The organism is Curtobacterium flaccumfaciens pv. betae (assembly GCF_026241855.1).
GTDB classification, from domain to species: Bacteria; Actinomycetota; Actinomycetes; order Actinomycetales; family Microbacteriaceae; genus Curtobacterium; species Curtobacterium flaccumfaciens.
Genome location: NZ_JAPJDC010000001.1, coordinates 1494294 through 1518706, shown reverse-complemented (window position 1 = coordinate 1518706; position 24413 = coordinate 1494294). Strand labels below are relative to the sequence as shown.

The following is a 24413-nucleotide window of genomic DNA, read 5'->3' as shown; positions in this document are numbered from 1 at the left end:
CCGGCCGACCGGCGCGCGAGAAGGCCGGGAGGCCCGACTCGCCTCAGCGGGGCTCGCCGCGTCGGGCGATGGTGCGGACCATGACCTCGAGCGCGTAGTGCGCGTCGCGCGAGCCACCCTTCACCGCGGTGTCCGCCTCGGCGATGCTGATGATCGCGTTCGCCAGCCCGGACTCGCTCCAGCCGGCGACGTCACGCTGCGCGCGCTGCACCTGCCACGGCGCCATGCCGAGCGCCGAGGCCGCCTGCCCGCTCGGCCCCCGGAAGGCGCTGACCTTCGCCATCGTGCGGATCTTGCTCGCGAACGCGGCGACGATCGGCACCGGTGCCTCGCCGGTGGCCAGGGCGTGCCGCAGCTCGACGATCGCCGGTGCCGACCGACCCGCGAGTGCGATGTCGGCGACCTTGAACGCGTTCGTCTCGACGCGACCGCCGTAGTACTTGTCGACGACCTTGTCGGTGATCTCCTCGGCCTCGTCCGCCAGGAGCTGTCGGCACGCGGCGGCGAGTTCGGCGAGGTCGTCGGCGAACGCGGTCACCAGGGTCCGGACGGCGGAGGGTGCGATCCGGCGTCGTGCTGCGCGGAACTCGGCGTTCACGAAGTCGATGCGGTCGGTCTCGCGCTTGAGCTCGTCGCACAGCACTTCGACCCCGCCGCCGACACCGCTGCGGATCGTGTCGAGGAGCTTCTTGCCGCGCACGCCACCCCCGTGCCGGAGCACCAGGGTGACGTCGTCGGCGGGGGCCTGCAGGTACGAGATCGTCTCGGTGATGAAGGCGTCGGTGCACTTCTCGACGTTCGTGACCTGCACGAGTCGCGGCTCGCCGAACAGCGATGGGCTGGCGAGGGTCGCGAGGAGCCCGGGGGCGTACTGGTCGGCTTCGAGGTCGTGTACCTCGAGCGCGGGGTCCTCGCCCTGCAGCAGGTCCTTCAGCACACCGCGGGCGCGGTCGGCGAGGAACGCCTCGGGCCCGGTGATGAGCACGACGGGTGCCGGACGGATCCCCGACCAGGGCACCTGGTCGATCTTCGCTGCGGCGCGCGCGGGCTTCTTGGCGGCCATGTGGTCCTTCCGGTGGTGCCGGCCCGGACGGTGCCGGGTCGAGTGGTGCACCGACGATCCTACGGGCGGCCGCCGACGACGAGCGCTCCGTCCACACCCGCACCTCGTCGCTGCCGGAGCGGGCGAGCACCACGGTCCCGCGTTCGTCGGTGCGGAGCGGCAGCGTGTCAGCAGCCTCGAGCATGCCGAGCGCGGACGGCGTCGGATGCCCGTAGGTGTTGTCCGCACCGACCCCGATGAGTCCGACCCGCGCGGCGAGCCCTCGGTAGAGCTGCGGGTCCTGGTCCGCGGAGCCGTGGTGCGCCACCTTCACCACGTCGATCGGCCCTGCCGGCAGACCACCGGCGTTGCGCAGCCGACGTTGCGACGACTCCCCCAGGTCGCCGAGGAAGACCCCGGTCAGGCATGCCGGACAGGAGTCTCCGTCCGCCGGCCCCGTGACCAGCACGATGCTCGCGTCGTTGCCGGCGGCACGGTCCCCGCCCGGCGGCCACACCACGCGCCAGGCGAGCGGCCCGAGGGTGCCGGACACGCGGTCGTCCGCCGTCCGGACGTCGACACCGGCACGCCGGAGGTCGTCGACCACCCGCTCGTCCGACGCACGGCCCACGGGTCCGACCAGGGCGGTCTCGACCGTGTCCGCCACGGCGGGCACCGCGCCGACGTGGTCGCGGTCGAAGTGCGTCAGGACGAGCAGGTCGATCCGGGTGACCCCGAGCAGGTCCAGGCAGGCCCGGAGCCGTTCCTCGTCGTCGCCGGTGTCCACCAGCGCGACGGCGTCGTCGCCACGGAGCAGCACGGCGTCCCCCTGCCCGACGTCACACGCGGCGACCGACCAGTCGCCCGGCACCGAGCCCCGGACGACGAGCACCGGGACGGTGACGGCTGCGACACCGACCACGACCACCACCCCTGCTGCGAGCAGCAACCGGGAGCCGAGCCGCCCCCGGACCAGCACGGCGACCGCGATGCAGCCGCACACCAGCACCGCGGCGGCTACACCGAGCACCCCGGCCGGCCAGGGTGCCGAGGCGTAGGGCAGGGCCGCCGCACCGTGCGCGATGCCCCCGACTGCGGCGGCCGGGACCCACGCGACGGCCGCGAGTCCCTGCGCGCCGACCGGCCACACCGGAGCGAGGCCACACGCGGCGAGCCCGATCACCGTGACGACCGGCGCGAACGGCTCCGCCAGCAGGTTCGCGGGCACCGCGTAGGTCGGGAGCGCCGCCGACAGCGGGATCGTCACCGGCCAGCAGGCCACCTGCGCGGCGACCGGGATCGCGAGTGCGGCGGCGACCGGCGGCCACACACGACGTGCCAGGAGCTCGGTGAGCGGCGGGCCGAGCACCACGATCCCGCTCGTGGCGAGCACGGACAGGGCGAACGCGAACGACCGCGCGAACCACGGGTCGACCACGAGCATGCCGACCGCGGCGAGGGCGATGAGCGGGACGCCCCGCACCGGTCGACCGGCCAGGTGCACGACGAGCACCACGATCGCCATCACCGTGGCCCGGACGATCGACGGGTCGGGGCGCACGAGCACGACGAACACCAGGAGCACGCCGACTGCCGCCGCGGCCCGGGGGCCTCTCGGCAGACCACAGGCTCGACCGAGGACCACGACGAGCCCGACCACCACCGCGCAGTTCGCCCCGGACACCGCCGTCAGGTGCGTCAGCGCCGAGGTTTCCATCGCCGCCTCGGTCGTCGGGTCGAGGCCGGAGCGGTCCCCGATCGCGAGCCCGCGCAGCAGCGCCGCTCCGGGCTGCGGCAGGTCGGCCGTGGCCCGTACGAAGGCCTGCCGCGCGGTGTCGGTGGCACCGAGGAGCCCGTCGGGCGGCACCGATGACGGCGTCCCGCGCAGGAACGCGACGAACGCGGTCGCGGAACCGGGTTCGTCCGGCTGCAGGGTGGCGGTCACGGTGACCCGGGCACCGGCTGCCAGCACGGCGCCCGGTGCGTCGCCGTGCTGATCGGGGACGAGCCGGACCGGCACCCGGAGCCCGTCGAGGTCGTCCGCCCGCACCAGCGTCGCGGTGACGGAGCGGTCCCCCGGCACGAGGTCGCGGGTCAGCACGGCCTCGACCTCCACGTGCCCCGCTCCCGGGCCGGCGACGAGTGCACGGAGCGGTTCCGGGGCCCGCCGGGAATCCCCCACGGAGACCGACACCGCGAGCAGCGTCGTCAGGGCCCCCGCGACGAGCAGCAGCCCGGCGACGGCCGGCACCACCCCGGCGCCCCGACGCCACCGGAGCACGCTGCCGCTGGCGCCGGTCAGGAGCGCCGCGGCCCCACCGACCACGGGTGCCACGTCGGGCACGCCGACGAGCAGGGCGGTCGTGATCCAGGCGACGGCCACCGGCACCGCGACCCGCAGGTCGATCGCACTCGGAGCGAGCTGCACCGTCGCCCCTCAGACCCGCACACGATCGCGGAGCTCGGCGAACCGCACGTCGCCGATGCCGCTGACGTCGAGCAGGTCCTCCACCGCGGTGAACCGGCCGTGCTCGTCCCGCCAGGCGATGATCCGCCCGGCCAGCCCGGGTCCGATCCCGGGCAGGGTCTCGAGCGCGGTCTGGTCGGCGGTGTTCAGGTCGACGACGGCGGACTCCTCGCCCCCGGTGCCCGCCGAGCCACCGCCGCTCCCGGCCCCGGCCCCGGCGGCGGCAGTCGGCCCGGCGGCAGCACCGTCTGCCATCGGTCCGAGCGCCTCGGGCACCTCCTGCTGCCCGACTCGCGGCACGTACAACCGCTCGCCGTCCGTCAGCACCCTGGCCAGGTTCAGGCGGTCGAGGTCGGCGTCGTCCGTGGCCCCACCGGCACGTTCGAGCGCGTCACCCACCCGGCTCGATGCCGGCAACTCGACCACACCGCTCCGCCGCACCGCCCCGAGCACGTGCACCACGACGCGCCCCGCACCCGTGGCCGCGCCGACGCCCGGAGCAGACGAAGCCCCGAAACCGGCGCCAGCACCAGCACCAGCACCAGCACCAGCACCAGCAGAGGCTGACGGCGACGGCCGGACCGAAGCCTGCCCCGCATCGGCCGTCGGCGCCCCACGCACGACGACCCCACCCGTTCCCCCGGCATCCTCGCCACCACCCGACACCAGCGCCCCGACGAGGACCACCACGACGGCGACCACCACCACGACCGCCGCCAGCACCACGGCTGCCCGCGGTGACAATGCGAGACGGGACCACCAGGGTCCGGGAGACGACGGCGACGACATGCCCCGAACGCTACGGAGCCCGGCCGATCGGCCGGACTCCGGAGGTCACACCCGTGGAGGGGTGCCGCGAACGCCCCTGCTGTGAGGGACGACGCCAGCGACGGTCGCTACCCCTTGATGGCGATGTTCACGAGCTTCGGCGCCCGGACGATCACCTTCACGATCTCGCGGTCACCGATGTACCGCTGCACGTTCGCCGACGACCGTGCGAGCTGCTCGAGCTCGTCCGCCTCGATCGACTTCGACACCTCGAACGAGTCACGCACCTTGCCGTTGACCTGCACGACGGCCGTCAGGGTCTCCTGCACGAGCAGCGTCGGGTCGGCCTTCCGCCAGCCGTACGTGGCGACGGTGGCCTCGTAGCCCAGCTTCTCCCACATCTCCTCGCCGGTGTACGGCGCGAAGACGCTCAGCCCGAGCGCGATGGTCTCGACGGCCTCGCGCACGGCGGGGTCACCGGCGCCGGGGCCGCTGTCGATCGCCTTGCGGGTGACGTTGACCAGGTCCATCAGTCGCGCGATCACGACGTTGAACTTGAACGACTCCATCATCCCGGGGGCGTCGGCGAGGAACCGGTGCGTGACCTGGCGGAGAGCCCGGTCGCCGTCGGCCCAGACGACGTCGCGTGCGGACGTGACGTCGAGCGCCAGGCGGTACGCCCGCGCCAGGAACCGAGCCGAGGCGGACGGCGAGACGTCCTCCCAGTTGATGTCGTCCTCGGGCGGGCCGGCGAAGCCCATGACCAGGCGGATGGCGTCGACGCCGTTCGCGTCGAGCTCGTCACCGAGCGAGACGCCGCCCTTCGACTTCGACATCTTCGACCCACCGGACAGCACCATGCCCTGGTTGAGCAGTGCCGAGAACGGCTCGGTGAAGTCGAGGTACCCGAGGTCGAACAGCACCTTCGTGACGAAGCGGGCGTAGAGCAGGTGCAGGATCGCGTGCTCGATGCCGCCGATGTACTGGTCGACGGGAGCCCAGCGGCGCGCGGCTGCCGGGTCGAACGCCTGGGTGTCGTCGTTCGCCGACAGGAACCGCAGGAAGTACCACGACGAGTCGACGAAGGTGTCCATCGTGTCGGTGTCGCGGAGCGCCGGGGTGCCGTCGACGGGGTTCGGGACGTTCACCCAGTCGGTCGCGCCACCGAGCGGGGACGTGCCCTTCGGCTTGAGGTCGAGCCCCTCGGTGTCGGGCAGCACGATCGGCAGCTGGTCCTCGGGCACCGGGTGCTCGGTGCCGTCGGCGCCGTGGATGATCGGGATCGGGGTGCCCCAGAAGCGCTGGCGCGAGATGAGCCAGTCGCGCAGGCGGTAGGTCTTGGCGGCACGGCCGGTCCCGCGTTCCTCGAGCAGCGCGATCGCCGCGGTGATGGCGTGCTGCTTCGACATGCCGTCGAGCGGCCCGGAGTTGATCATCCGGCCCTGGCCGGTCAGCGCTTCGCCGGTGGCGACCGGGTCGAGGGTCGGCACGTCGAAGTCGTCGAGCGTCGCGCCCTCGGGGATGACCGGGATCGCCCCGGTGACGGCAGCGTTCGTGTCGACGACCACCTTGACGGGCAGGTCGAACGCCCGGGCGAAGTCGAGGTCGCGCTGGTCGTGCGCGGGCACGGCCATCACGGCGCCGTGGCCGTAGTCGGCGAGCACGTAGTCGGCGGCCCAGATGGGCAGGCGCTCCCCCGTGAGCGGGTGGATCGCGGACCGGCCGAGCGGCACGCCGGTCTTCGGGCGGTCGGCGTTCTGCCGGTCGATCTCGGACGTCTTCTGCGTTGCCGTCAGGTAGGCGTCGAAGTCGTCACGGACGGAGGACGGCACCGACGGGTCGGCGACCAGCGAGGCAGCCAGGTCGGAGTCCGGCGCGACGACCAGGAACGTCGCCCCGTGGATCGTGTCCGGACGGGTGGTGAAGACCGTGACGGGCTCGTCGCGGCCCTCGATCACGAAGTCGACGTCGGCACCGACCGAGCGGCCGATCCAGTTGCGCTGCTGCGCGATGACCTTCGCCGGCCACCGCCCCTCGAGCTGGTTCAGGTCGTCGAGCAGCCGGTCGGCGTACTCGGTGATCTTGAAGTACCACTGCGTGAGCTTCTTCTTCACGACGACGGCGCCGGAGCGGTCCGAGGTGCCGTCGGGCAGGACCTGCTCGTTCGCGAGCACGGTCTGGTCCACCGGGTCCCAGTTGACCCAGCTGTCCTTGCGGTACGCCAGGCCCTTCTCGTACATCTTCAGGAACAGCCACTGGTTCCACTTGTAGTACTCGGGGTCCGAGGTGTGGATCTCGGTGGTCCAGTCGAACGACGGCGCGTAGCGCTTGAAGGACGCCTTCTGCTGCTCGATGTTCGCGTAGGTCCAGTCCTTCGGGTCCACCCCGCGCTTGATCGCCGCGTTCTCGGCGGGCAGCCCGAACGAGTCCCAGCCGATCGGGTGCAGCACGTTGAAGCCCTGCTGACGCCAGTAGCGCGCGACGAAGTCCCCGAGGGCCCAGTTCTCGGCGTGCCCCATGTGCAGGTCGCCGGACGGGTACGGGAACATCTCGAGGATGTACTTGCGCGGACGGGTGTCGTCGAGGTCGGTGGTGAAGAGCCCGAGCTCTTCCCAGCGGGGCTGCCACTTCTCCTGGATACGACGGAAGTCGTAGGCGTTCGGGTCCTCGGCGTGCTGCTCGGTGGTCACGGTCGTCAACGATACAAGCCGGGAGGCCCGTCCCGCGTCCGCCTGTCGGCTCACCCGGCGAGCAGGCGTCCGTCCCGCATCCGCAGGGTGCGGTCGACCAGGTCCGGCGCCACCGGGACGTGCGAGACGATGACGACCGTCCGGCCCGCTGCGCGGGCCGTGGTGACGAGGTCACGCAGCACCGTGTCGCCGAGGTCCGGGTCGACGTCGGCGGTCGGTTCGTCGAGCACCAGCACCGGGAACGCGTGCAGCAGTGCGCGGGCGAGCGCGAGCCGGTGCGCCTGGCCGCCGGACACGAGCACGCCGCGTTCCCCGACCGAGGCGTCCAGCCCGCCCCGCCGGACGACCCAGTCCCCCAGGCCGACCCGGTCGAGCACGGCGAGCAGTTCGTCGTCGGTCGCGGTCTCACGGGCGAAGAGCAGGTTCTGCCGCACCGACTGGTCGAACACGAACGGGTCCTGTTCGATCAGGCCGACCCGGGCCCGCACCGCGTCGGGGTGCATCGCCTTCGCCTCGACGCCGTCGAGCGTGTAGGAGCCCTCGTGCTCCACGAACCGGACGAGCGCGTCGACCAGGGTCGACTTGCCGGCGCCGCTCGGCCCCTCGAGCACGACGACCTCGCCGGGGGTGAGCGTGAACGAGACCCCGTCGACCGCGGGCTCGGCAGCCCCCGGCCAGCGGACCGTGAGGTCGTGGACGGCGAGTGTGACCGGCCCCTCGACCACGAGCGACGCCGGGTCGGCGTCCTCGTCGGGCTCGGGGACGATGCCGACGGGAACCTCGGCGGGCACGACCTGCTCGACCCGATCGGCCGCAGCACGCACCCGGCGGAGCGTCAGGACGGCGAGCGGGACGGTCCCGACGACCTCGAAGAGCGCGAGCGGCACGAAGACCGCCAGTGCCCAGAGCGGACCGTGGAGCGCACCGGACACCACGGCGGGGGCACCGACGGCGAGGATACCGATCACGGCACCGCCACCGACCAGGCCGACGAGTGCACCGACGAGCGACTCGACCGTGCCACGGCGCCGGACGGCCCGGGTGACGCCGGCGTCGAGCCGGGCGATGTGCGCGAGCCGCTCGTCGAGGGTGCCGTACGCGGCGAAGACGTCGAGCGTCCGGACGGTGTCGAGCACGAGGTCCGCGACGCGACCGCGGTCGGCGGCGGTCTCGCGGTCCGAGCGCTCGGCGATCGAGCGGGTGACGATCGTGCCGACCAGGGCCGCGACCGCCAGCGCGAGGACGAGCACGAGCGCCGCCGGCACCGACACGAGCGCCACGGCGACGACCGACAGCACCGCGACGACCCCGGCGGAGACGAGCGGGCCGACGACGCGGATCGGCAGGTCCTGCAGCCGGTCGGTGTCGGTCACCAGGCGCGTCATGAGGTCGCCGCGTCCGGTCCGGCCGAGTCCGGCGGGCGCGATCGACGCCAGCCGTCGGTACATCTCCGTCCGCACCACGGCCAGTTGCCGGAAGGACGCGTCGTGCCCGGCGAGCCGGTCGACGTAGCGCAGCACCGCACGCCCCAGCGCGAAGGCACGCACGCCGACCATCACGAGCGTCAGGTACAGGATCGGCGGGTGCTCGGCGGCACGGGTGATCAGGTAGCCGCTCGCGGCGAGGAGCGCGACGGCGCAGAGCGCGCTGAGCGCTCCGGCGGCGACCGCCTTCGCCCAACCCGACCCGTGCGGCATCGCGAGCCGCAGGACGGAGCCGCCACGGGCCTCCCGGCTCATGCGCGCACCCCCCTGCGGACCGTCACGGACCCGCCCGCGCGGACGTCCACGCGGACGTCCGCCGCGGCGACGACCGCGGGTCGGTGGCTGGCGACCACGACGACGGCGCCGTCGGCCGCCAGCCCTCGGGCTGCCGCGATGACGCGTTCCTCGGCCTCGGCGTCCAGCGCTGACGTCGGCTCGTCGAGCAGCACGAGGGGCGTGGCGGCGCGGCGTGCGCGGTACAGCGCGCGGGCGACGGCGACACGCTGTGCCTGGCCGCCGGACAGTCCGCTGCCTCCGGCGCCGACCGGGAGGCCCGGGTCGAGTCCCAGCCCCGCGTCGCCCAGGGCGGTGCGCACGTCGGCGTCGGCGGGGGTCGCGCTGAGCGCGACGTTCTCGGCGATCGTCCCGCGGACGAGACGCGGGCGCTGGTCGGCCCACGTGGTGCGCTCGGCGACCGACGCGCCGGCCGGGCCGGGCACGGTGACGGCACCGTCGTGCGGCAGGACACCGCGGAGTGCGGCGATGATGCTCGACTTGCCGGAACCGCTCGGGCCGGCCAGCACGACGACGGTGCCGGGCTCGGCGTGCAGATCGAACGGTCCGATCACGACGTCGGGTCGGCGGACGGTGAGCCCGCGGACGTCGAGCCCCCGGACGTCCACGGCGGTGGCGGGTGCTGCGGTGTCCGTGTCGGTCCCGCTGCTGCCGGTCGCGGACGACGATGCGGTCTCGTCGTCGGCCAGCACGTCGAGCACCGCGGCCGAGGCCTCGACGCCGTCCTGGGCGGCGTGGAAGTCGGCGCCGACCTGGCGGATGGGGGCGAAGGCCTCCGGGGCCAGGACGAGCACGAACATCGCGGCCCCGAGGCCGAGCGAGCCGTCGACCAGGCGGATGCCGATCGAGACGGCGACCAGCGCGACGGACAGGCTCGCGGCGAGCTCGAGCGCGAAGCCGCTCACGAACGACAGCCGGAGCACGCCGATCGTGCCGCGGCGGTACTCGTCGGTGACCGCCCCGATGCGACCGACCTGGCGCCGCGCACGGCCGAAGACCTTGAGCGTGGCGAGCCCCTCGACGGCTTCGGTGAAGGCGCCACCGAGCTTCGCGAGGGCGTCCGACTGCTTCCGCTGCAACGACTGCGTCGCCAGGCCGATCAGGATCATGAAGACCGGGATCACCGGCAGGGCGAGGAGGATGATCAGCCCGCTCGTCAGGTCGCCCAGGCCGATCGCGACCAGGAGCATCGGCGTCGCGATCGCGGTGAGCGCGAGCTGCGGCAGGTACCGGCCGAAGTAGGCGTCGAGTGCGTCGAGCCCGGGACCGAGCGTGGTGGCGAAGCCGGCGCTCGACCGGCCGGCGAGCCACGACGGACCGCGCTCGGCGGCGCGGGCGAGCACCGTCGTGCGCATCTCGCTCTTCACCTTCGCCGCAGCGCGTGCCGCCAGGTCGTCGGTCGCCCACGCGGCCACCGCACGCAGGACGAACGCCCCGCCGAGCAGCGCGAGCGCCTGCCCGAACGCCGCGGGGACCGTGCCGTCGCCGACGGCGTCGACCCCGACGGTGACGGCCGCGGCGATCCCCCACGCGATCGCGATGGTCGCGAGCGTGCGGAGGACACCGGTGCCGGCGGCGGCGACGATGAAACCGCGTGCCGTCCGGGACAACCGCAGGAGTCGGGGGTCGAGGGGCTTCATCGTCGTCCGCCTAGTGCGCGGCCGCGGTGACGTGGGCGCGGGAGACGCGCTTGCGGAACACCCAGTAGGTCCAGGCCTGGTACGCGAAGACCAGGGGCACGAAGATCAGCGCGACCCAGCTCATCACGGTCAGCGTGTACGACCCGGACGAGGCGTTGTACACGTTCAGGCTGTTCGCGACGTCGTTCGAGGCCGGCATGACGTCGGGGAAGATCGCCGTGAACATCGCGAGCACGATAGCGGCGATGGTGACCGCCATCAGCGTGAAGGCGCGCCCCTCCTTGCCCCAGGCGTTGCAGAGCACGGCGAGCACCAGGGCCAGGGCGGCGACCACGGAGAGCACCAGCGAGGCCGGGGTGGCCCGGACGAAGGCCATCGACACCAGGAACGCGGCGCCGACGACGATCGTGACGATGCCGGCCCGGGTCGCCAGGCGCTTGGCGCGGACGCGGATGTCGCCCTCGGTCTTCAGCGCGACGAAGACGACCCCGTGGGTGAAGAACACCAGCAGCGTCGCGGCACCGGTCAGCAGCGCGAACGGGTTGAGCAGGTCGAAGATCGTGCCGGTGTAGTTGTGCCCGGCGTCCATCGGGATGCCACGGACCACGTTGCCGAACGCGACGCCCCACAGGAACGACGGCACGGCACTGCCGACGATGATCATCAGGTCGAAGCGGCGCTTCCACTCGAGGTGCTTGTTCTGGTGCCGGTACTCGAACGACACCCCTCGCAGGATGAGGGCAGCGAGGATGAGCAGCAGCGCCAGGTAGAAGCCGGAGAACATCGTGGCGTACCACTCCGGGAACGCCGCGAACAGGCACGCCCCGGCGACGATGACCCAGGTCTCGTTGAGGTCCCACACCGGGCCGATGGTGTTGATCAGGACCCGACGGTCGGTGTCGTCCTTGCCGAGGAACGGCAGGGACATGCCGACACCGAAGTCGAATCCGTCGAGGACGAAGTAGCCGACGAAGAAGACGCCGACGATCGCGAACCAGAGAACGGGGAGATCCATCAGGCAGCGTCCATATCTAGTAGACCGTCACTTCGTGCTTGACCTCGCCGGTCTCCTCGTCGACCTCGTCCGGGTCGGCGGGCCCCTCTTGCGCGACCTTCTTGATGAGCTTGAACTCGACGACGGCCAGCGAGCCGTAGATCAGGGTGAAGACCAGCAGCGAGATGAGGACCTCGAGTCCGGTCACGTTCGGCGACACACCGTCCTTCGTCTGGAGCAGCCCGAACACGAGCCACGGCTGGCGACCCATCTCGGTGAAGACCCAACCGACGATCATCGCGGCCATCGGCAGCGGCACCGTCCAGGTGGCGATGCGCCACACCCAGCGCTGCGTCGGGAACCGGCCCTTGCGGGTCAGCCACAGGCCGACCAGCGAGACCATGACCGCGCCGACGCCGAGGGCGATCATCCAGCGGAACGACCAGTAGGTGACCCAGATGATCGGCTTGTAGTCGCCGGGGCCGTACACCTGCGTGTACTGCGCCTGCAGGTCGTTGATGCCCTCGACCGTGCCGTTGAACGTGTGCGTCGACAGGAACGACAACAGGTACGGCACCCGGATCGAGAACAGCTCGTGCACGCCGTCCGGGGTGCCGAGCGTGAAGATCGAGAACGAGGCGTCCTTGCCGGTCGCGGTGTTGTACAGCGCCTCGGCCGCCGCCATCTTCATCGGCTGCGTGTCGACCATCGTCAGTCCGAGCTGGTCGCCGGTCAGGACGGTCAGCGCGCCGGCCGCGAGCATGGTCCACATGCCGAACTTGAGCGCCGGCATCATCGTCTCGAGGTTCTGGTTGCGCGCCAGGTGGTAGGCCGCGACCGAGATGATGACCGCCGCGGCGACCATGAAGCAGGCGAAGAGCGTGTGCGGGAACGCGGCCAGGGCGACCTTGTTGCCGAGCACCGCCCAGATGTCGGTGAGTTCCGCACGGCCCTTGGCCTCGTTCATCGCGAAGCCGACCGGGTGCTGCATGAACGCGTTCGCGGCGATGATGAAGTACGCCGACATGATCGTGCCGGCGCTGACGCACCAGATGCTCGCCAGGTGCAGCCCCTTGGGCAGGCGGTCCCAGCCGAAGATCCAGATGCCGATGAACGCCGCCTCGAAGAAGAACGCCAGGATCCCCTCGAGCGCGAGCGGTGCGCCGAAGACGTCACCGACGAAGCGCGAGTAGTTCGACCAGTTCATGCCGAACTGGAACTCCTGGACGATGCCCGTCACGACACCCATCGCGAAGTTGATCAGGAAGATCCGCCCGAAGAACCGCGTCAGCTGCAGGTAGTGCGCGCGGCCGGTCCGGTACCAGGCGGTCTGGAACACGGCCACCACGGCTGCCATGCCGATCGTCAGCGGGACGAAGAGGAAGTGGTAGATGGTCGTCAGACCGAACTGCCACCGCGACAGGAGGAGCGGATCGAGGAGGTCGTTCATGCGGCGATTCCGAGACGGGTGGCCGCGCGCTGTTCGTGCACGTCAGTTGCTTCCTGTGGAACGGATACATCAGGTGTCACAGCCCTTGGGACACCCCAACGCTATCGCGCCACACCCCGGTTCGACAACTTGTAGAACCTCCCCGTGCACAAACGTGCACAGCCTCTGCACGGCACAACCGTGCGGCACGGATGTTCGCGCTGCCCCGTGCGCGAACGACGACAGGCGCCGGGTAGATACCCGACGCCTGTCGCTTTTCTTTCGTGGAGCTGTGGCTACAGCAGACCCTCGGCCTTGAGCCAGTCCTCGGCGATGGTGGACGCCTTCTCCTTGTCGGCCGTGCTCTTGGTGTTGAGCTCGATCAGGGCCTCGGTCGTGAGCTTCTCGTTGACCGAGTCGATCGCGTCCGCAGCCTTCTCGTTGACCTTCTTCGAGACGACCGGCACGACGTTCTGCGGCAGGATCAGGTTCTCCGGGTCCTTCAGCGTGACGAAGCCGTTCGCCTTGATGCTCGGGTCGGCCGTGTAGATGTCGGCCAGCTGGACGGTGTCGTCCTTGAGCGCCTTGACGGTCAGGGCGCCGCCGCCGTCCTCGATCGCCTTGAAGTCGACGTCGACGCCGTAGACCGACTTGAGCCCCTTCGGGCCGTACGGCCGCGTCTGGTTCTCGGAGTTGGCGCCCACGGTGAGCTTCTCGTCGACGTTCTTCAGGTCGGCCAGGCTCGTGACGTCGTTGTCCTCGGAGAACTTCTTCGTGACGGTGTAGCTGTCCTGGTCGGTGGCGTCGGCCTCGTCGAGGACCCGGAGGCCCTTCGGCAGGGCCTTGTCGAGCCCGTCGTCGATCTGGTCGGCGGTCTTCGCGTCCGAGCCCTTGTCGAAGTACTGCAGCAGGTTGCCGCTGTACTCGGGCATGACGTCGATGGCGCCCTTCTCGAGCTGCGGGATGTAGACCTCACGCTGCCCGATGTTGAAGTTGCGCTTCACGTCGAAGCCGTCCTTCTCGAGGACCTGGGCGTAGAGCTCGGCGATGATCTCGTTCGAGTAGTACTGCTGCGAGCCGACGACGATCGTCTTCGAGTCGGACGAGTCGCTGGAGCCGCTGTCGAGCGGGTCGCTCGGCGCGCAGCCGGCGAGGGCGGCGACGACGCCCACCGCCATCGCGGCGGCGACACCGGCGCGGATCTTGGGTGCTGTGATCACGAGGGATTTCCTTCCGGGAGTGGATTGCGGGCTCGCTCACGCGACCCCTGACGCTGTCGAGCCGACGGGTCCGCGGTGCCCTTCGGCACCGCCGCCCGCTGCAGCACGGCGAACACGATCTCGAACGCGATCGCGAGGGCGATCACGAGGATGGAGGCACCGAGCATCTCGGCGTAGTCCTGGGTCTTCAGGCCGAGGAAGAAGTACCCGCCGAGACCACCGGCCCCGACGTACGCGGCGAGCGTGGCCGTCGCGACGACCTGCAGCACCGCGGCACGGATGCCACCGATCAGGAGCGGGAGCCCGAGCGGGATCTCGACCTTCCACAGGATCTGCCAGCCGGTCATGCCCTGGGCCTTCGCGGCGTCGACGACCCCCGGGTCGACGGACTCGATGCCGGAGTACGCCCCGGCGAGCACCGACGGGATCGCCAGGATGACGAGGGCGAGCAAGGGAGCCTGCAGCCCGATGCCGAGCAGCAGCCCGAACAGCGAGAGCACGCCGAGTGTCGGGAGTGCCCGCACCCCGCCGGACACCGCGATCGAGAAGCCACGAGCACGGCGCGTGTGGCCGATCGCGTACCCGACCGGCACGGCGATGACGGCGGCGATGAGCACCGCGAGCAGGGTGATCCAGACGTGCTCCCAGAGGCGCTGGGGGATGCCGTTGTAGCCGCCGTAGTTCGTGGGGTCGAACACCCATGCGAAGGCCTGTCCGATGATCACGAGGAGACCTCCGCTGCTTGCAGGACCCGGCGGGCCTGTCGCCGTGACACCGAGTTCGTCCGGGTCCACGGCATGACCAGGCGCCCGAGCAGCACGAGGAGGCCGTCGAGGGCGAAGGCGAGCACGAGCACCATCACGATGCCGGAGAGGATCTCCTCGTAGATCCCGCGCCCCAGGCCGTCGGTGAACAGGAGGCCGAGACTCGGGATGCCGAGGACCGCGCCGACCGTGGTCAGCGAGATCGTGGAGACCGAGACCACCCGGAGCCCGGCCAGCAGGACGGGACCGGCGAGCGGGAGCTCCACACGGAAGAACCGCTGCGCCGGTGAGTAGCCCATCGCGGTCGATGCGGACTTGGTCTCGGAGTCGACCGAGGTCAGCCCGTCGACCGTGGACCGGACCATCAGTGCGAGGCCGTACAGCGTCAGGCCGATGACGACGTTGATCGGGCTCTGCAGGCCGGTGCCGATGATGCTCGGCAGCGCGACGAACAGGGCGAGCGACGGGATGGCGTAGAGCAGACCGGCGAGGGTCACGATGCTGCTGCCCACTCCCGACGCGAAGCGCGACCCACCGGGGCGCTGCAGCCGGACCACCAGCCACCCGATCGGGATCGACAGCAGGAACGCGACGATGATCGGCGGGATCGCGATCGCGAGGTGGGAGAGGGTGTTGTCCCAGATCGTGTCGAGGTTCGCCAGCACCCACTTCACCGGGTGCCCCCACCCTGCGCCGGAGCACCCGGTGCGTCGTGCGACGCTCCGGCCTCTGCTGCTCGGGCGTCGGACTGCGGCACGGCCTCGGCGGCGTCGACGACCCCGACGGGGCCCGTCAGCACGCCGGCCGCGCGGCCTTCACCGTCGACGACGATCGGACCGGTCGGGGTCTGCTCGACGCGGAGCGCGCGGCGCCCGCGGCCGGCGCCGATGAACGTGGCGACGAAGTCGTCGGCGGGTGCGGCGAGGATCTCGGCCGGCGTCCCCTGCTGGGCGATCTCCCCGCCCTTCTTGAGGATGACGACCTGGTCGCCGAGCTTGAACGCCTCGTCGATGTCGTGCGTCACGAACACGACGGTCTTGCCGAGTTCGCGCTGCAGGCGGATGAGCTCGTCCTGCAGGTCGTTGCGCACCAGGGGGTCGACAGCACCGAACGGCTCGTCCATGAGCAGGATGTTCGGGTCGACGGCCAGCCCGCGGGCCACACCGACGCGCTGCTGCTGGCCGCCGGACAGCTGCGACGGGTAGCGGTCGGCGAAGGCACGGTCGAGTCCGACGGTGTCCATGAGCTCGAGGGCGCGCTTGCGTGCGTCGGCCTTGGAGACGCCGGTCAGCAGCGGGACGGTCGCGATGTTGTCGACGACCTTGCGGTGCGGCAGCAGTCCGGAGTTCTGCATGACGTACCCGATGTGGCGACGGAGCTCGACGGGGTTGATCCCGGCGACGTCCGAGCCGTCGATCTCGACGGTGCCGGAGGTGGGGTCGACCATGCGGTTGATCATGCGGAGCAGCGTGGTCTTGCCACAGCCGCTGGATCCGACGAAGACGGTGGTGGTCCGGGACGGGATGACCAGATCGAAGTGCTCGACCGCAGTCGTGCCGTCCGGGTAGGTCTTGCGCACCGAGCGGAACTCGATCATGGGGTGCCCTTCTGTTCGGAGGTAGCCCGACTCCGGATGAGAGTACCCGGGGGTGCCGACATCGGTTCGCTGTGACGATCCGTGACGGCCCCGCGGCGGTGCACCGGTCGGTGGGGATGCCGACGGGCACGACGGGATCGGCGGGGACGACGACGCCCGCGCCTTGGTGTTCGGAGGCGCGGGCGGATCGGATCGGTCACCGGCGTGTCGCGCCGGCTGAGTGGGTGGTCAGGACGGCGCGATCACCGATTCCAGGTGCGCACGGTTCATCCGGCGGTACTCCTCGATCAGCTCCGTGTCGGGGTGCTCGCGGTCGCGGTGCGCCCGCGCCAGCACCGCGTGACCGGACTCGGCGAGGACGACCCAGGCGCGGGTGATGTGCTCGTCGTCCGGCAGGCCGAAGCGGTCGCGCATGATCTGGCCCACGGTCGCTCCGAGTGCGCCCATGCGGTCCTCGGCGTCACCGGTGCCGGTGTCCGCCGGGTCACCGAAGCGGATGGCCCGGAAGCCGGGTTCGGTGCGGTACATCTCGGCGGTCATGTCGATGAGCGCGTCGTTCGCGTCCTGCCAGGTCTCGGCACCGCTGGCGTCGAGGGCCTCGACGAAGCGGGAGGCGAGCCGCTGGGTGCAGCGGATCGCGAGTGCCTCGACCACGGCGATGCGGTCCGGGAAGTACCGGTAGACGGTGCCGATCGACGCCCCCGCGCGCTCGGCGACCATGGCGGTCGTGAGCCGTTCGAACCCGATCTCGTCGATCACCGCGGCTGCGGCGTCGAGGAGGCCGGCGAGGCGCGCCGAACTGCGGGCTTGGACCGGCTCGTTCCTGAGCAGTGATGATCCCCCCGGCAGAGCGTTCGTTACCTCGGTGACGAGCACGTGTTCTCCTCTTGCGCTCCAGCGCGGTTGGTTGGTGTGACGGGGACAACTTTCGCAGAACGCGCCTGGAACATGGCTGCGACTCACCAGTTCCGCCCAGCGCGCGGTTTCGTCAGCCGTACATGGGATGATGGCGCCATGCCCGACCCGACGTCCCACGAGCCGTCGTTGGCCGAGCCGCTCCTGCACCGCGCGGCCCGCATCGAGGACGCCGTCCAGGAGTTCCGCGAGCACCGTGCACGCCGTCGCGGACTGGTGCCGACGGTGGTCCCGTACACCGGCTACGGCGCGCCCGGTTGGGTGCGCATCCTGTGCCGTGTGCTGCTGACGCGCCGCGGTCTCGCTTCCGACGTCTCCTACGCGGGGGTCCGCGGCTGGAAGAGCTTCACGAGCGTGGCCGTCGACCACGCCGAGGTCACCGTCACCGCCGGCGGTGTCTCCCACGTGGTGAAGACCGACCGTGGCGGCGTCGTCGACACCATCGTCCCGATCGACCTCGAGCCCGGCTGGCGCACGGTGCGGCTGTCGGCAGGCGGCGGGCGCGACGTCGAGGCCGACGTGTTCGTCGTGCACCCGGACACCCGCTTCGGGCTGCTGTCCGACATCGACGACACCGTCATGGTGACCTCGCTCCCCCGCCCCATGCTCGCCGCCTGGAACTCGTTCGTGCTGACCGAGCACGCCCGCCGCCCGGTGCCGGGCATGTCCGTGCTGTACGAGCGGATCCTCGCGCAGCACCCCGGTTCCCCGACGGTCTACCTGTCGACCGGGGCGTGGAACGTCGCCCCGACGCTGCAGCGCTTCCTGTCGCGCAACATGTACCCGTCCGGCACGCTCCTGCTCACCGACTGGGGTCCCACCCACGACCGGTTCTTCCGAAGCGGCCAGCTGCACAAGCAGGAGAACCTGCGGCGGCTCGCCAAGGACTTCCCGGACATCCGCTGGCTCCTGGTCGGCGACGACGGACAGCACGACGAGAGCCTCTACGGGGACTTCTCGCGGGAACACCCGGACAACGTCGCGGGCGTCGCCATCCGGCAGCTGTCCACGAGCGAAGCGGTGCTGGCCGGTGGTCGCTCGCGGGCGCAGGAACGCTCCCGTGACTCGTCGGCGCCCTGGGTGTACGCACCGGACGGCGCCGGCCTGTGGAGCGAGCTCGCGCGGGTCGGCATCATCGAGTCCGACGGTTCCGACCCGGCCTGAGCGACCCTTCATCACGATCTCGGCCCGGAGCCCCCGTCGCCGACCGCGGCGCTCGGGCATCGGGTGTTCGATCGGTCCATGAGCACCGAGCCGGCCGCACCGCCCGAAGCCGCACCACACCCAGCCGCACCGCACCCAGCCGCGCCGCACCCAGCGCCGAACACGCCGCCGAACCGCATCGAGGACCACGCCCTGATCGGCGGCACCGGCACCGCTGCCCTGGTCGGCCGCGACGGGACCATCGACTGGGCGTGCCTGCCGCGCTTCGACAGCTCGTCCACCTTCGCCTCGCTGCTCGGCACCGAGGACCACGGGCACTGGACACTCCGACCCGTCGACGACGACGCCACCGCCGAGTGGCGGTACCACGGCGACACCCTGGTGCTCTCGACCGTGTGGACCACCCGTGCCGGCGTGGTCGAGGTCACCGAGTTCATGCCCGTCGGCGCGCACCGCCCCTCGATCGTCCGCCGGGTACGCGGGCTCCGCGGCACCGTCGAGCTCCGGCAGACGCTCCGGATCCGCTTCGACTACTCGCGCGCCCTGCCCTGGATCCGGCAGATCGGGGACGACGACGAACCGGCGCTGCTCGCGACGGCGGGCCCCGGCTCGGTGATCGTCCGGGGGCCGCGGTTCCGCGCCGACGACCACCGGCACACCGCCGTCACGACGATCCACGACGGCGACGTGCTCGACACGGTGCTCACCTGGTACCCGTCGCACCGCGAGCCGCCGGAGCCGCTCGACGTCGACGCGGCCCTCGCCCACACCGTCTCGTGGTGGACGGCGTGGACCGCCCCGGCGCAGACCACCGGTCGGTACGCCGACGCCGCACGACGGTCGCTGGTGTTCCTCCGCGCGATGACCCACGGTGAGACCGGTGGCGTCGTCGCGGCCGCGACCACGGGCCTGCCGGAGGACCCCGGCGGCGAACGCAACTGGGACTACCGCTACGTGTGGCTGCGCGACGCCTCCCTCGCGCTCGCGTCGCTCATCGCCCACGGCTACCGCGACGAGGCGACGCACTGGCGCGGCTGGCTGCTGCGCGCGATCGCGGGCGACCCCGCCGACGTGCAGATCATGTACGGCATCGCCGGCGAACGCGAGCTGCCCGAACGGGAGCTGCCCGAACTGCCGGGGTACCTCGGGTCGACTCCCGTGCGCGTCGGCAACGGCGCCTCGACGCAGTACCAGGGCGACGTCTTCGGCGAGGTGCTCGCGGCACTGCACGACGCGCGCGAGCTCGGGGTCGAGGAGAACGCCGACTCCTGGGCGCTGCAACGGGCACTGCTCGGCTACGTCGAGGAGCACTGGCAGGAGCCGGACAACGGCATCTGGGAGATGCGCGGCCCGCGGCGCAGCTTCACGCACTCGCGGGTGATGATCTGGGCCGCGTTCGACCGCGGGGTCGCCGCAGTCGAGGAGTTCGGCCTCGAGGGCCCCGTCGACCGCTGGCGCACCCTGCGCGACACCGTCCGCGCCGAGATCGAGGAGCACGGCTGGAACGCCGAGCGCGGTTCGTTCCGCCAGCACTACGACACCGACGAGGTCGACGCGAGCCTGCTCGTCCTGCCGCAGGTCGGGTTCTGCCGCGCCGACGACCCCCGGATGACGGGCACCGTCCGCGCCATCGAGGAGGACCTGCGCGTCGGGGACGAGGGCCTCGTGCTCCGCTACCGCACGACGGCCGGCTTCGACGGGCTGTCCGGCGCCGAGCACCCGTTCCTGGCGTGCTCGTTCTGGCTGGTGGAGCAGTACGCGGCCTCGGGACGGGTCGAGGACGCCGAGCGCCTGATGGACGTGCTCGTCGGGTACGCGAACGACGTCGGCATGCTCTCCGAGGAGATCGACGTCGCCACCGGACACCACATCGGCAACACCCCGCAGGTGCTGTCGCACCTGACGCTCGTGTCGGCAGCGGACGCCATCGAGCGTGCACGTGGCGCGGCCGTCGGGCACCGCACGCGGTTGCCCGTCCACGACGGCGGCACGCGGTCGTGGACCGGCGAGGGTGAGCGCGCCGGCTCCCCCGCCTGACGTCCGGCTCAGCCCCCGGGAGACGCCGTCGTCTTCGCGCGACACCTCGAAGCCGCCGAGACGCCGCAGGATCCGGCGGCGTCTCGAAGACACGACGGCGTCTTGCGGTGCCCTGATGGTGACTCCACGACGGACGGGAGGCCCGGTGCCAGCTGGCACCGGGCCTCCCGTCCGTCAGGGCGTCCGTTCAGGACGTCGGCAGCGCGTCCGTCAGGACGACGACTCCCAGTCCGCCGGGCCGCGCGAACCGGCGCGGTACTCCTCGAGCGGGACCTCGTCGGCCTTCCAGGCGGCGACGACCGGCTCCACGATCTCCCAGCAGCGCTCGGCCACGTCGCCGCGGATGGAGAGCAGCGGGTCGTCGTGGAAGATGCCGTTCAGGACCTCGCCGTACGGGGTGAGCTCGCCGTCGCTGAACGACGACGACAGGGTGACCTGTCCCATCTCGAACGGGTTGCCACCGCCGTTGGCCGACACCGACAGCTCGATCTCGTCCGGGTTCAGGACGATGCGCAGCGTGTCGGTCTTCGGGCGACCGCTCAGACCGGAGGGGAGGCGCGTGACCGGCTTGAACGTGATCAGCACCTCCTTGCGGCTGGCGCCGAGGGCCTTGCCGGAGCGCAGCGTGAAGGGGACGCCTGCCCAGCGGGCGGTGTCCACCTCGACCGAGATCTCGGCGAGGGTCTCCGTCTGGCGCGACGGGTCGACGCCGTCCTCTTCCTGGTACGACGGCAGTTCCTTGCCGTCGATGGTGCCGGCGGTGTAGACCGCGCGGCGCGAGGCGATCTTCGCGTCGTCGCCCTTGAGGCGGGTGGAGCGCAGGACCCGGGCGAGCGACGAGCGGAACTCGACCGCGTCGATCGCGGCCGGGGCGTCCATCGTGACCAGGCCGAGGATCTGCAGCAGGTGCGACTGGATCATGTCGACCATCGCACCGGCCTCGTCGTAGTACTGGGCGCGGTTCTCGAGACCGAGGGTCTCGTCGTAGAAGATGTCGACCTTCTCGATGTTCTCGGCGTTCCAGATGGGCTCGAACAGGCGGTTCGCGAAGCGCAGACCGATGATGTTCAGCACCGTGGTGCGGCCGAGGAAGTGGTCGGTGCGGTGCACGCGGTCCTCGGGGACGAGCTTGAGCACCGTCTCGTTGAGGGCCTGGGCGCTGGCGACGTCGGTGCCGAAGGGCTTCTCGAAGGCCAGGGTCGTGCCCTCGGGGAGCTCGACGTGCTCGAGCGCCTCGCAGATGTCGGAGGCGATCTGCGGCGGGAGGGCGAAGTACAGGATCGGCTCGGAGTCGGCCGCGGCCAGGAGCGCCTCGAGGTGCTTCGGGTCGGTGGGGTCGCCCTGGATGAACTGCGTCGACTCGATGGTCGCGTCGACCTCCGGCCCCTTGACGTCCTGCGACGCGAAGGACTGCGTGACGATGTCCTTCCACTTCTCGGGGCTGCGCTCGCTGCGGCCCGTGCCGATCAGCTGCACGGGAACGGCACGGCCGCTCTGCAGGAACGTGCCGAGGCCCGGCAGGAGCAGGCGGGAGGCGAGGTCGCCCGTTGCGCCGAAGATGATGAGGGTGCGCTTGTCGGTCACCTGAGGTGACTCCTTTCGCTGTGGTGGGAGGTCCGCTCCAGTCAAGTCGCGGGCGGGCCCGTTTGTTCCGGATCGGGACCGGAGTTCGTCTCCTGGACGCACTTCGGGCGGCACCGTTCTGGTGCCGCCCGAAGTGTCAGGTGCGCTGCAGCGCCGGGTCAGTGCCCGAAGTTGCCGCGGTAGTACTCGTAGACCCAGCCGACCAGGGTGATCGCCACGAGGACGAGCCCGATCGGGACGATCCACAGGCCGGCGGCCACGCCGAGGAAGCAGACGGCGACCGCGGCGGCCAGCAGGATGGGCCACCACGACCACGGGCTGAAGTGCCCGAGCTCGGCGTCGCCGTCCTCGATGTTGGCGTCGGGACGGTCCTCGGGCAGGACCCCGCCCTGGGACGACATGACCTTGCCAAGGTAGAAGGCGATGAACGCCGACATCAGGCCGGTCAGGCCGATCGCCACGGTGCCCACCCACTCGGGCTCGCCGTAGTAGATCAGCGCCCAGATGGTGTAGGCGGCGTCCGCCAGGATGAAGAACCCGAAGAGGATCCAGAACAGGTTGGTGTTCGCGCGCATGGCGTTACTTCACCTCGCCCTTCGCGGCGTCGTAGGTCGGGGCATCGGGGGCGTCCTTCGCGGGACCCACACCGATCGGCACACCGGCCTCGGGGTGGTTCAGGTCGAAGGCCGGGGACTCCGAACGGATACGCGGGATCGACGTGAAGTTGTGGCGCGGCGGCGGGCAGGAGGTCGCCCACTCGAGCGAGCGGCCGTAGCCCCACGGGTCGTTCACGGCGACCTTCGGTGCGTTCCGGGCGGTCACGTAGACGTTGAAGATGAACGGCAGGAACGAGATCGCGAGGATCATCGAGCCGATCGTCGACAGCTGGTTCATCCAGGTGAAGCCGTCGTTCGGCAGGTACGTCGCGTACCGACGCGGCATGCCGATGACGCCCAGCCAGTGCTGGATGAGGAACGTCGTGTGGAACCCGATGAACAGGAGCCAGAAGTGGATCTTGCCGAGACGCTCGTTGAGCATCTTGCCGGTCCACTTCGGCCACCAGAAGTAGAAGCCGGAGAACATCGCGAAGACGACGGTGCCGAAGACCACGTAGTGGAAGTGCGCCACGACGAAGTACGAGTCGGACACGTGGAAGTCGAGCGGCGGCGACGCCAGGATCACGCCGGTGAGACCACCGAAGGTGAACGTGATGAGGAAGCCGAGGGCCCAGAGGAGCGGGGTCTCGAACGTGACCGAACCGCGCCACATGGTGCCGACCCAGTTGAAGATCTTCACGCCGGTCGGGACCGCGATGAGCATCGTCATGAGCGAGAACCACGGGAGCAGGACGCCACCGGTGACGTACATGTGGTGCGCCCACACCGTGACCGAGAGGGCCGCGATGGAGATCGTCGCGTAGACCAGGGTCTTGTACCCGAAGATCGGCTTGCGGCTGAACACCGGGAAGACCTCGGAGACGATGCCGAAGAACGGCAGCGCGATGATGTAGACCTCGGGGTGCCCGAAGAACCAGAACAGGTGCTGCCAGAGCAGAGCCCCGCCGTTGGCCGGGTTGAAGATCTGTGCGTCGAACACGCGGTCGAGCCCGAGGCCGAAGAGCGCCGTCGCGAGGACCGGGAAGGCCATCAGGACGAGGAGCGCCGTCACGAGGGTGTTCCACGTGAAGATCGACATGCGGAACATGGTCAGACCCGGGGCACGCATCGTGATGATCGTGGTGATGAAGTTCACCGCGCCGAGGATCGTCGAGAAGCCGGTCATGCCGAGCCCGAAGACCCAGAGTGTGCCGCCGAGCCCTGGTGTGAACGTCGTGTCACTCAGTGGCGCGTAGGCGAACCACCCGAACGAGGCAGCGCCCTGCGGGGTGAGGAAGCCGCCGACCGCGATGAGCGAGCCGAACAGGTAGAGCCAGAAGGCGAAGCCGTTGAGTCGCGGGAAGGCGACGTCCGGCGCGCCGATCTGGAGCGGCATGATCGCGTTCGCGAAGCCCGAGAACAGCGGCGTCGCGAACATCAGCAGCATGATCGTGCCGTGCATCGTGAACAGCTGGTTGTACTGCTCCTTCGTCGCGACCACGTGCAGGCCGGGTTCGAAGAGCTGGGCACGGATCACGAGCGCCATCACACCTGCGAGCAGGAAGAAGATGAACGACGCGATCAGGTACATGTACCCGATGGTCTTGTGGTCGGTGGAGGTGATCCACCGAACGACGATGTTGCCCTTCCGACCCACCTTCGACGCCTGGAAGTCCGGCGACGAGGTCTGGGTCGGTTGGCCGACGAGTGACGTTGTCATCTGACGAG

General features: G+C 70.8%; 17 protein-coding genes and 1 pseudogene. 2 read left to right on the top strand and 16 right to left on the bottom strand.

All coding sequences use genetic code 11. The features are described 5' to 3' along the window. Window positions 1-43: 43 nt before the first annotated feature. The 13 genes and pseudogenes from holA to ORG17_RS07060 form a co-directional block, all read right to left on the bottom strand. Complete coding sequence (gene holA, locus ORG17_RS07120; protein ID WP_027465301.1) at window positions 44-1063, bottom strand: DNA polymerase III subunit delta; 1020 nt, start codon at window positions 1061-1063, stop codon at window positions 44-46. 670 nt (window positions 1064-1733) lie between these two features. Next, window positions 1734-2759 (bottom strand): annotated as a pseudogene (locus ORG17_RS18495) (ComEC/Rec2 family competence protein); the annotation flags it as partial. Window positions 2760-3479: 720 nt separating this feature from the next. Beyond that, the gene (locus ORG17_RS07110) at window positions 3480-4253 is read right to left on the bottom strand and encodes a ComEA family DNA-binding protein (RefSeq protein ID WP_250892159.1); all 774 of its coding nucleotides are present in this window, start codon (window positions 4251-4253) and stop codon (window positions 3480-3482) included. 152 nt (window positions 4254-4405) lie between these two features. After that, window positions 4406-6967, bottom strand: coding sequence for a leucine--tRNA ligase (gene leuS / locus ORG17_RS07105; protein WP_173033368.1), 2562 nt, complete (start codon window positions 6965-6967; stop codon window positions 4406-4408). 50 nt (window positions 6968-7017) lie between these two features. After that, window positions 7018-8706, bottom strand: a complete 1689-nt coding sequence (cydC, locus tag ORG17_RS07100) for a thiol reductant ABC exporter subunit CydC (protein WP_214526346.1) — start codon at window positions 8704-8706, stop codon at window positions 7018-7020. Then, window positions 8703-10385, bottom strand: coding sequence for a thiol reductant ABC exporter subunit CydD (gene cydD, locus ORG17_RS07095; RefSeq protein ID WP_214526347.1), 1683 nt, complete (start codon window positions 10383-10385; stop codon window positions 8703-8705). Before cydD ends, cydC begins: the two co-directional genes overlap by 4 nt. Before the next feature lie 10 nt (window positions 10386-10395). Further along, window positions 10396-11400, bottom strand: coding sequence for a cytochrome d ubiquinol oxidase subunit II (gene cydB / locus ORG17_RS07090; RefSeq protein ID WP_110864636.1), 1005 nt, complete (start codon window positions 11398-11400; stop codon window positions 10396-10398). A 16-nt stretch (window positions 11401-11416) separates the two neighbouring features. Beyond that, window positions 11417-12829, bottom strand: a complete 1413-nt coding sequence (locus ORG17_RS07085; RefSeq protein WP_027465275.1) for a cytochrome ubiquinol oxidase subunit I — start codon at window positions 12827-12829, stop codon at window positions 11417-11419. A gap of 275 nt (window positions 12830-13104) precedes the next feature. Continuing rightward, window positions 13105-14028 (bottom strand): ABC transporter substrate-binding protein, encoded by a 924-nt coding sequence (locus ORG17_RS07080; protein WP_214526348.1) that lies wholly within the window; start codon window positions 14026-14028, stop codon window positions 13105-13107. Then, on the bottom strand, window positions 14025-14753 hold the full coding sequence (locus ORG17_RS07075) for an ABC transporter permease (protein ID WP_138803099.1): 729 nt from the start codon (window positions 14751-14753) through the stop codon (window positions 14025-14027). Before ORG17_RS07075 ends, ORG17_RS07080 begins: the two co-directional genes overlap by 4 nt. Beyond that, window positions 14750-15466 carry an ABC transporter permease gene (locus ORG17_RS07070; RefSeq protein WP_027465272.1) on the bottom strand — a complete coding sequence of 239 codons (717 nt, stop codon included), beginning with the start codon at window positions 15464-15466 and terminating at the stop codon, window positions 14750-14752. Before ORG17_RS07070 ends, ORG17_RS07075 begins: the two co-directional genes overlap by 4 nt. Further along, window positions 15463-16389 (bottom strand): ABC transporter ATP-binding protein, encoded by a 927-nt coding sequence (locus ORG17_RS07065; protein WP_071248155.1) that lies wholly within the window; start codon window positions 16387-16389, stop codon window positions 15463-15465. Before ORG17_RS07065 ends, ORG17_RS07070 begins: the two co-directional genes overlap by 4 nt. Window positions 16390-16617: 228 nt before the next feature. Then, on the bottom strand, window positions 16618-17265 hold the full coding sequence (locus ORG17_RS07060) for a TetR/AcrR family transcriptional regulator (protein ID WP_051596682.1): 648 nt from the start codon (window positions 17263-17265) through the stop codon (window positions 16618-16620). Between the two features lie 138 nt (window positions 17266-17403). Here ORG17_RS07060 and ORG17_RS07055 point away from each other — a divergent pair, with 138 nt between their 5' ends. Together ORG17_RS07055 and ORG17_RS07050 are read left to right on the top strand one after the other, a co-directional pair. Beyond that, window positions 17404-18468, top strand: a complete 1065-nt coding sequence (locus tag ORG17_RS07055; protein ID WP_035808219.1) for an App1 family protein — start codon at window positions 17404-17406, stop codon at window positions 18466-18468. A gap of 78 nt (window positions 18469-18546) precedes the next feature. Next, entirely contained in the window at window positions 18547-20505 is a 1959-nt protein-coding gene (locus tag ORG17_RS07050; protein WP_250892160.1) for a glycoside hydrolase family 15 protein, read from the top strand. Window positions 20506-20715: 210 nt separating this feature from the next. Here the strand turns inward: ORG17_RS07050 and ORG17_RS07045 are convergent, their stop codons facing one another. The 3 genes from ORG17_RS07045 to ctaD form a co-directional block, all read right to left on the bottom strand. After that, window positions 20716-22089, bottom strand: coding sequence for a glucose-6-phosphate dehydrogenase (locus tag ORG17_RS07045; RefSeq protein ID WP_071245742.1), 1374 nt, complete (start codon window positions 22087-22089; stop codon window positions 20716-20718). Window positions 22090-22247: 158 nt separating this feature from the next. Then, window positions 22248-22664, bottom strand: coding sequence for a cytochrome c oxidase subunit 4 (locus ORG17_RS07040; RefSeq protein WP_071245740.1), 417 nt, complete (start codon window positions 22662-22664; stop codon window positions 22248-22250). Window positions 22665-22668: 4 nt separating this feature from the next. Beyond that, the gene (gene ctaD / locus ORG17_RS07035) at window positions 22669-24405 is read right to left on the bottom strand and encodes an aa3-type cytochrome oxidase subunit I (protein WP_027465266.1); all 1737 of its coding nucleotides are present in this window, start codon (window positions 24403-24405) and stop codon (window positions 22669-22671) included. Window positions 24406-24413: the final 8 nt, after the last annotated feature.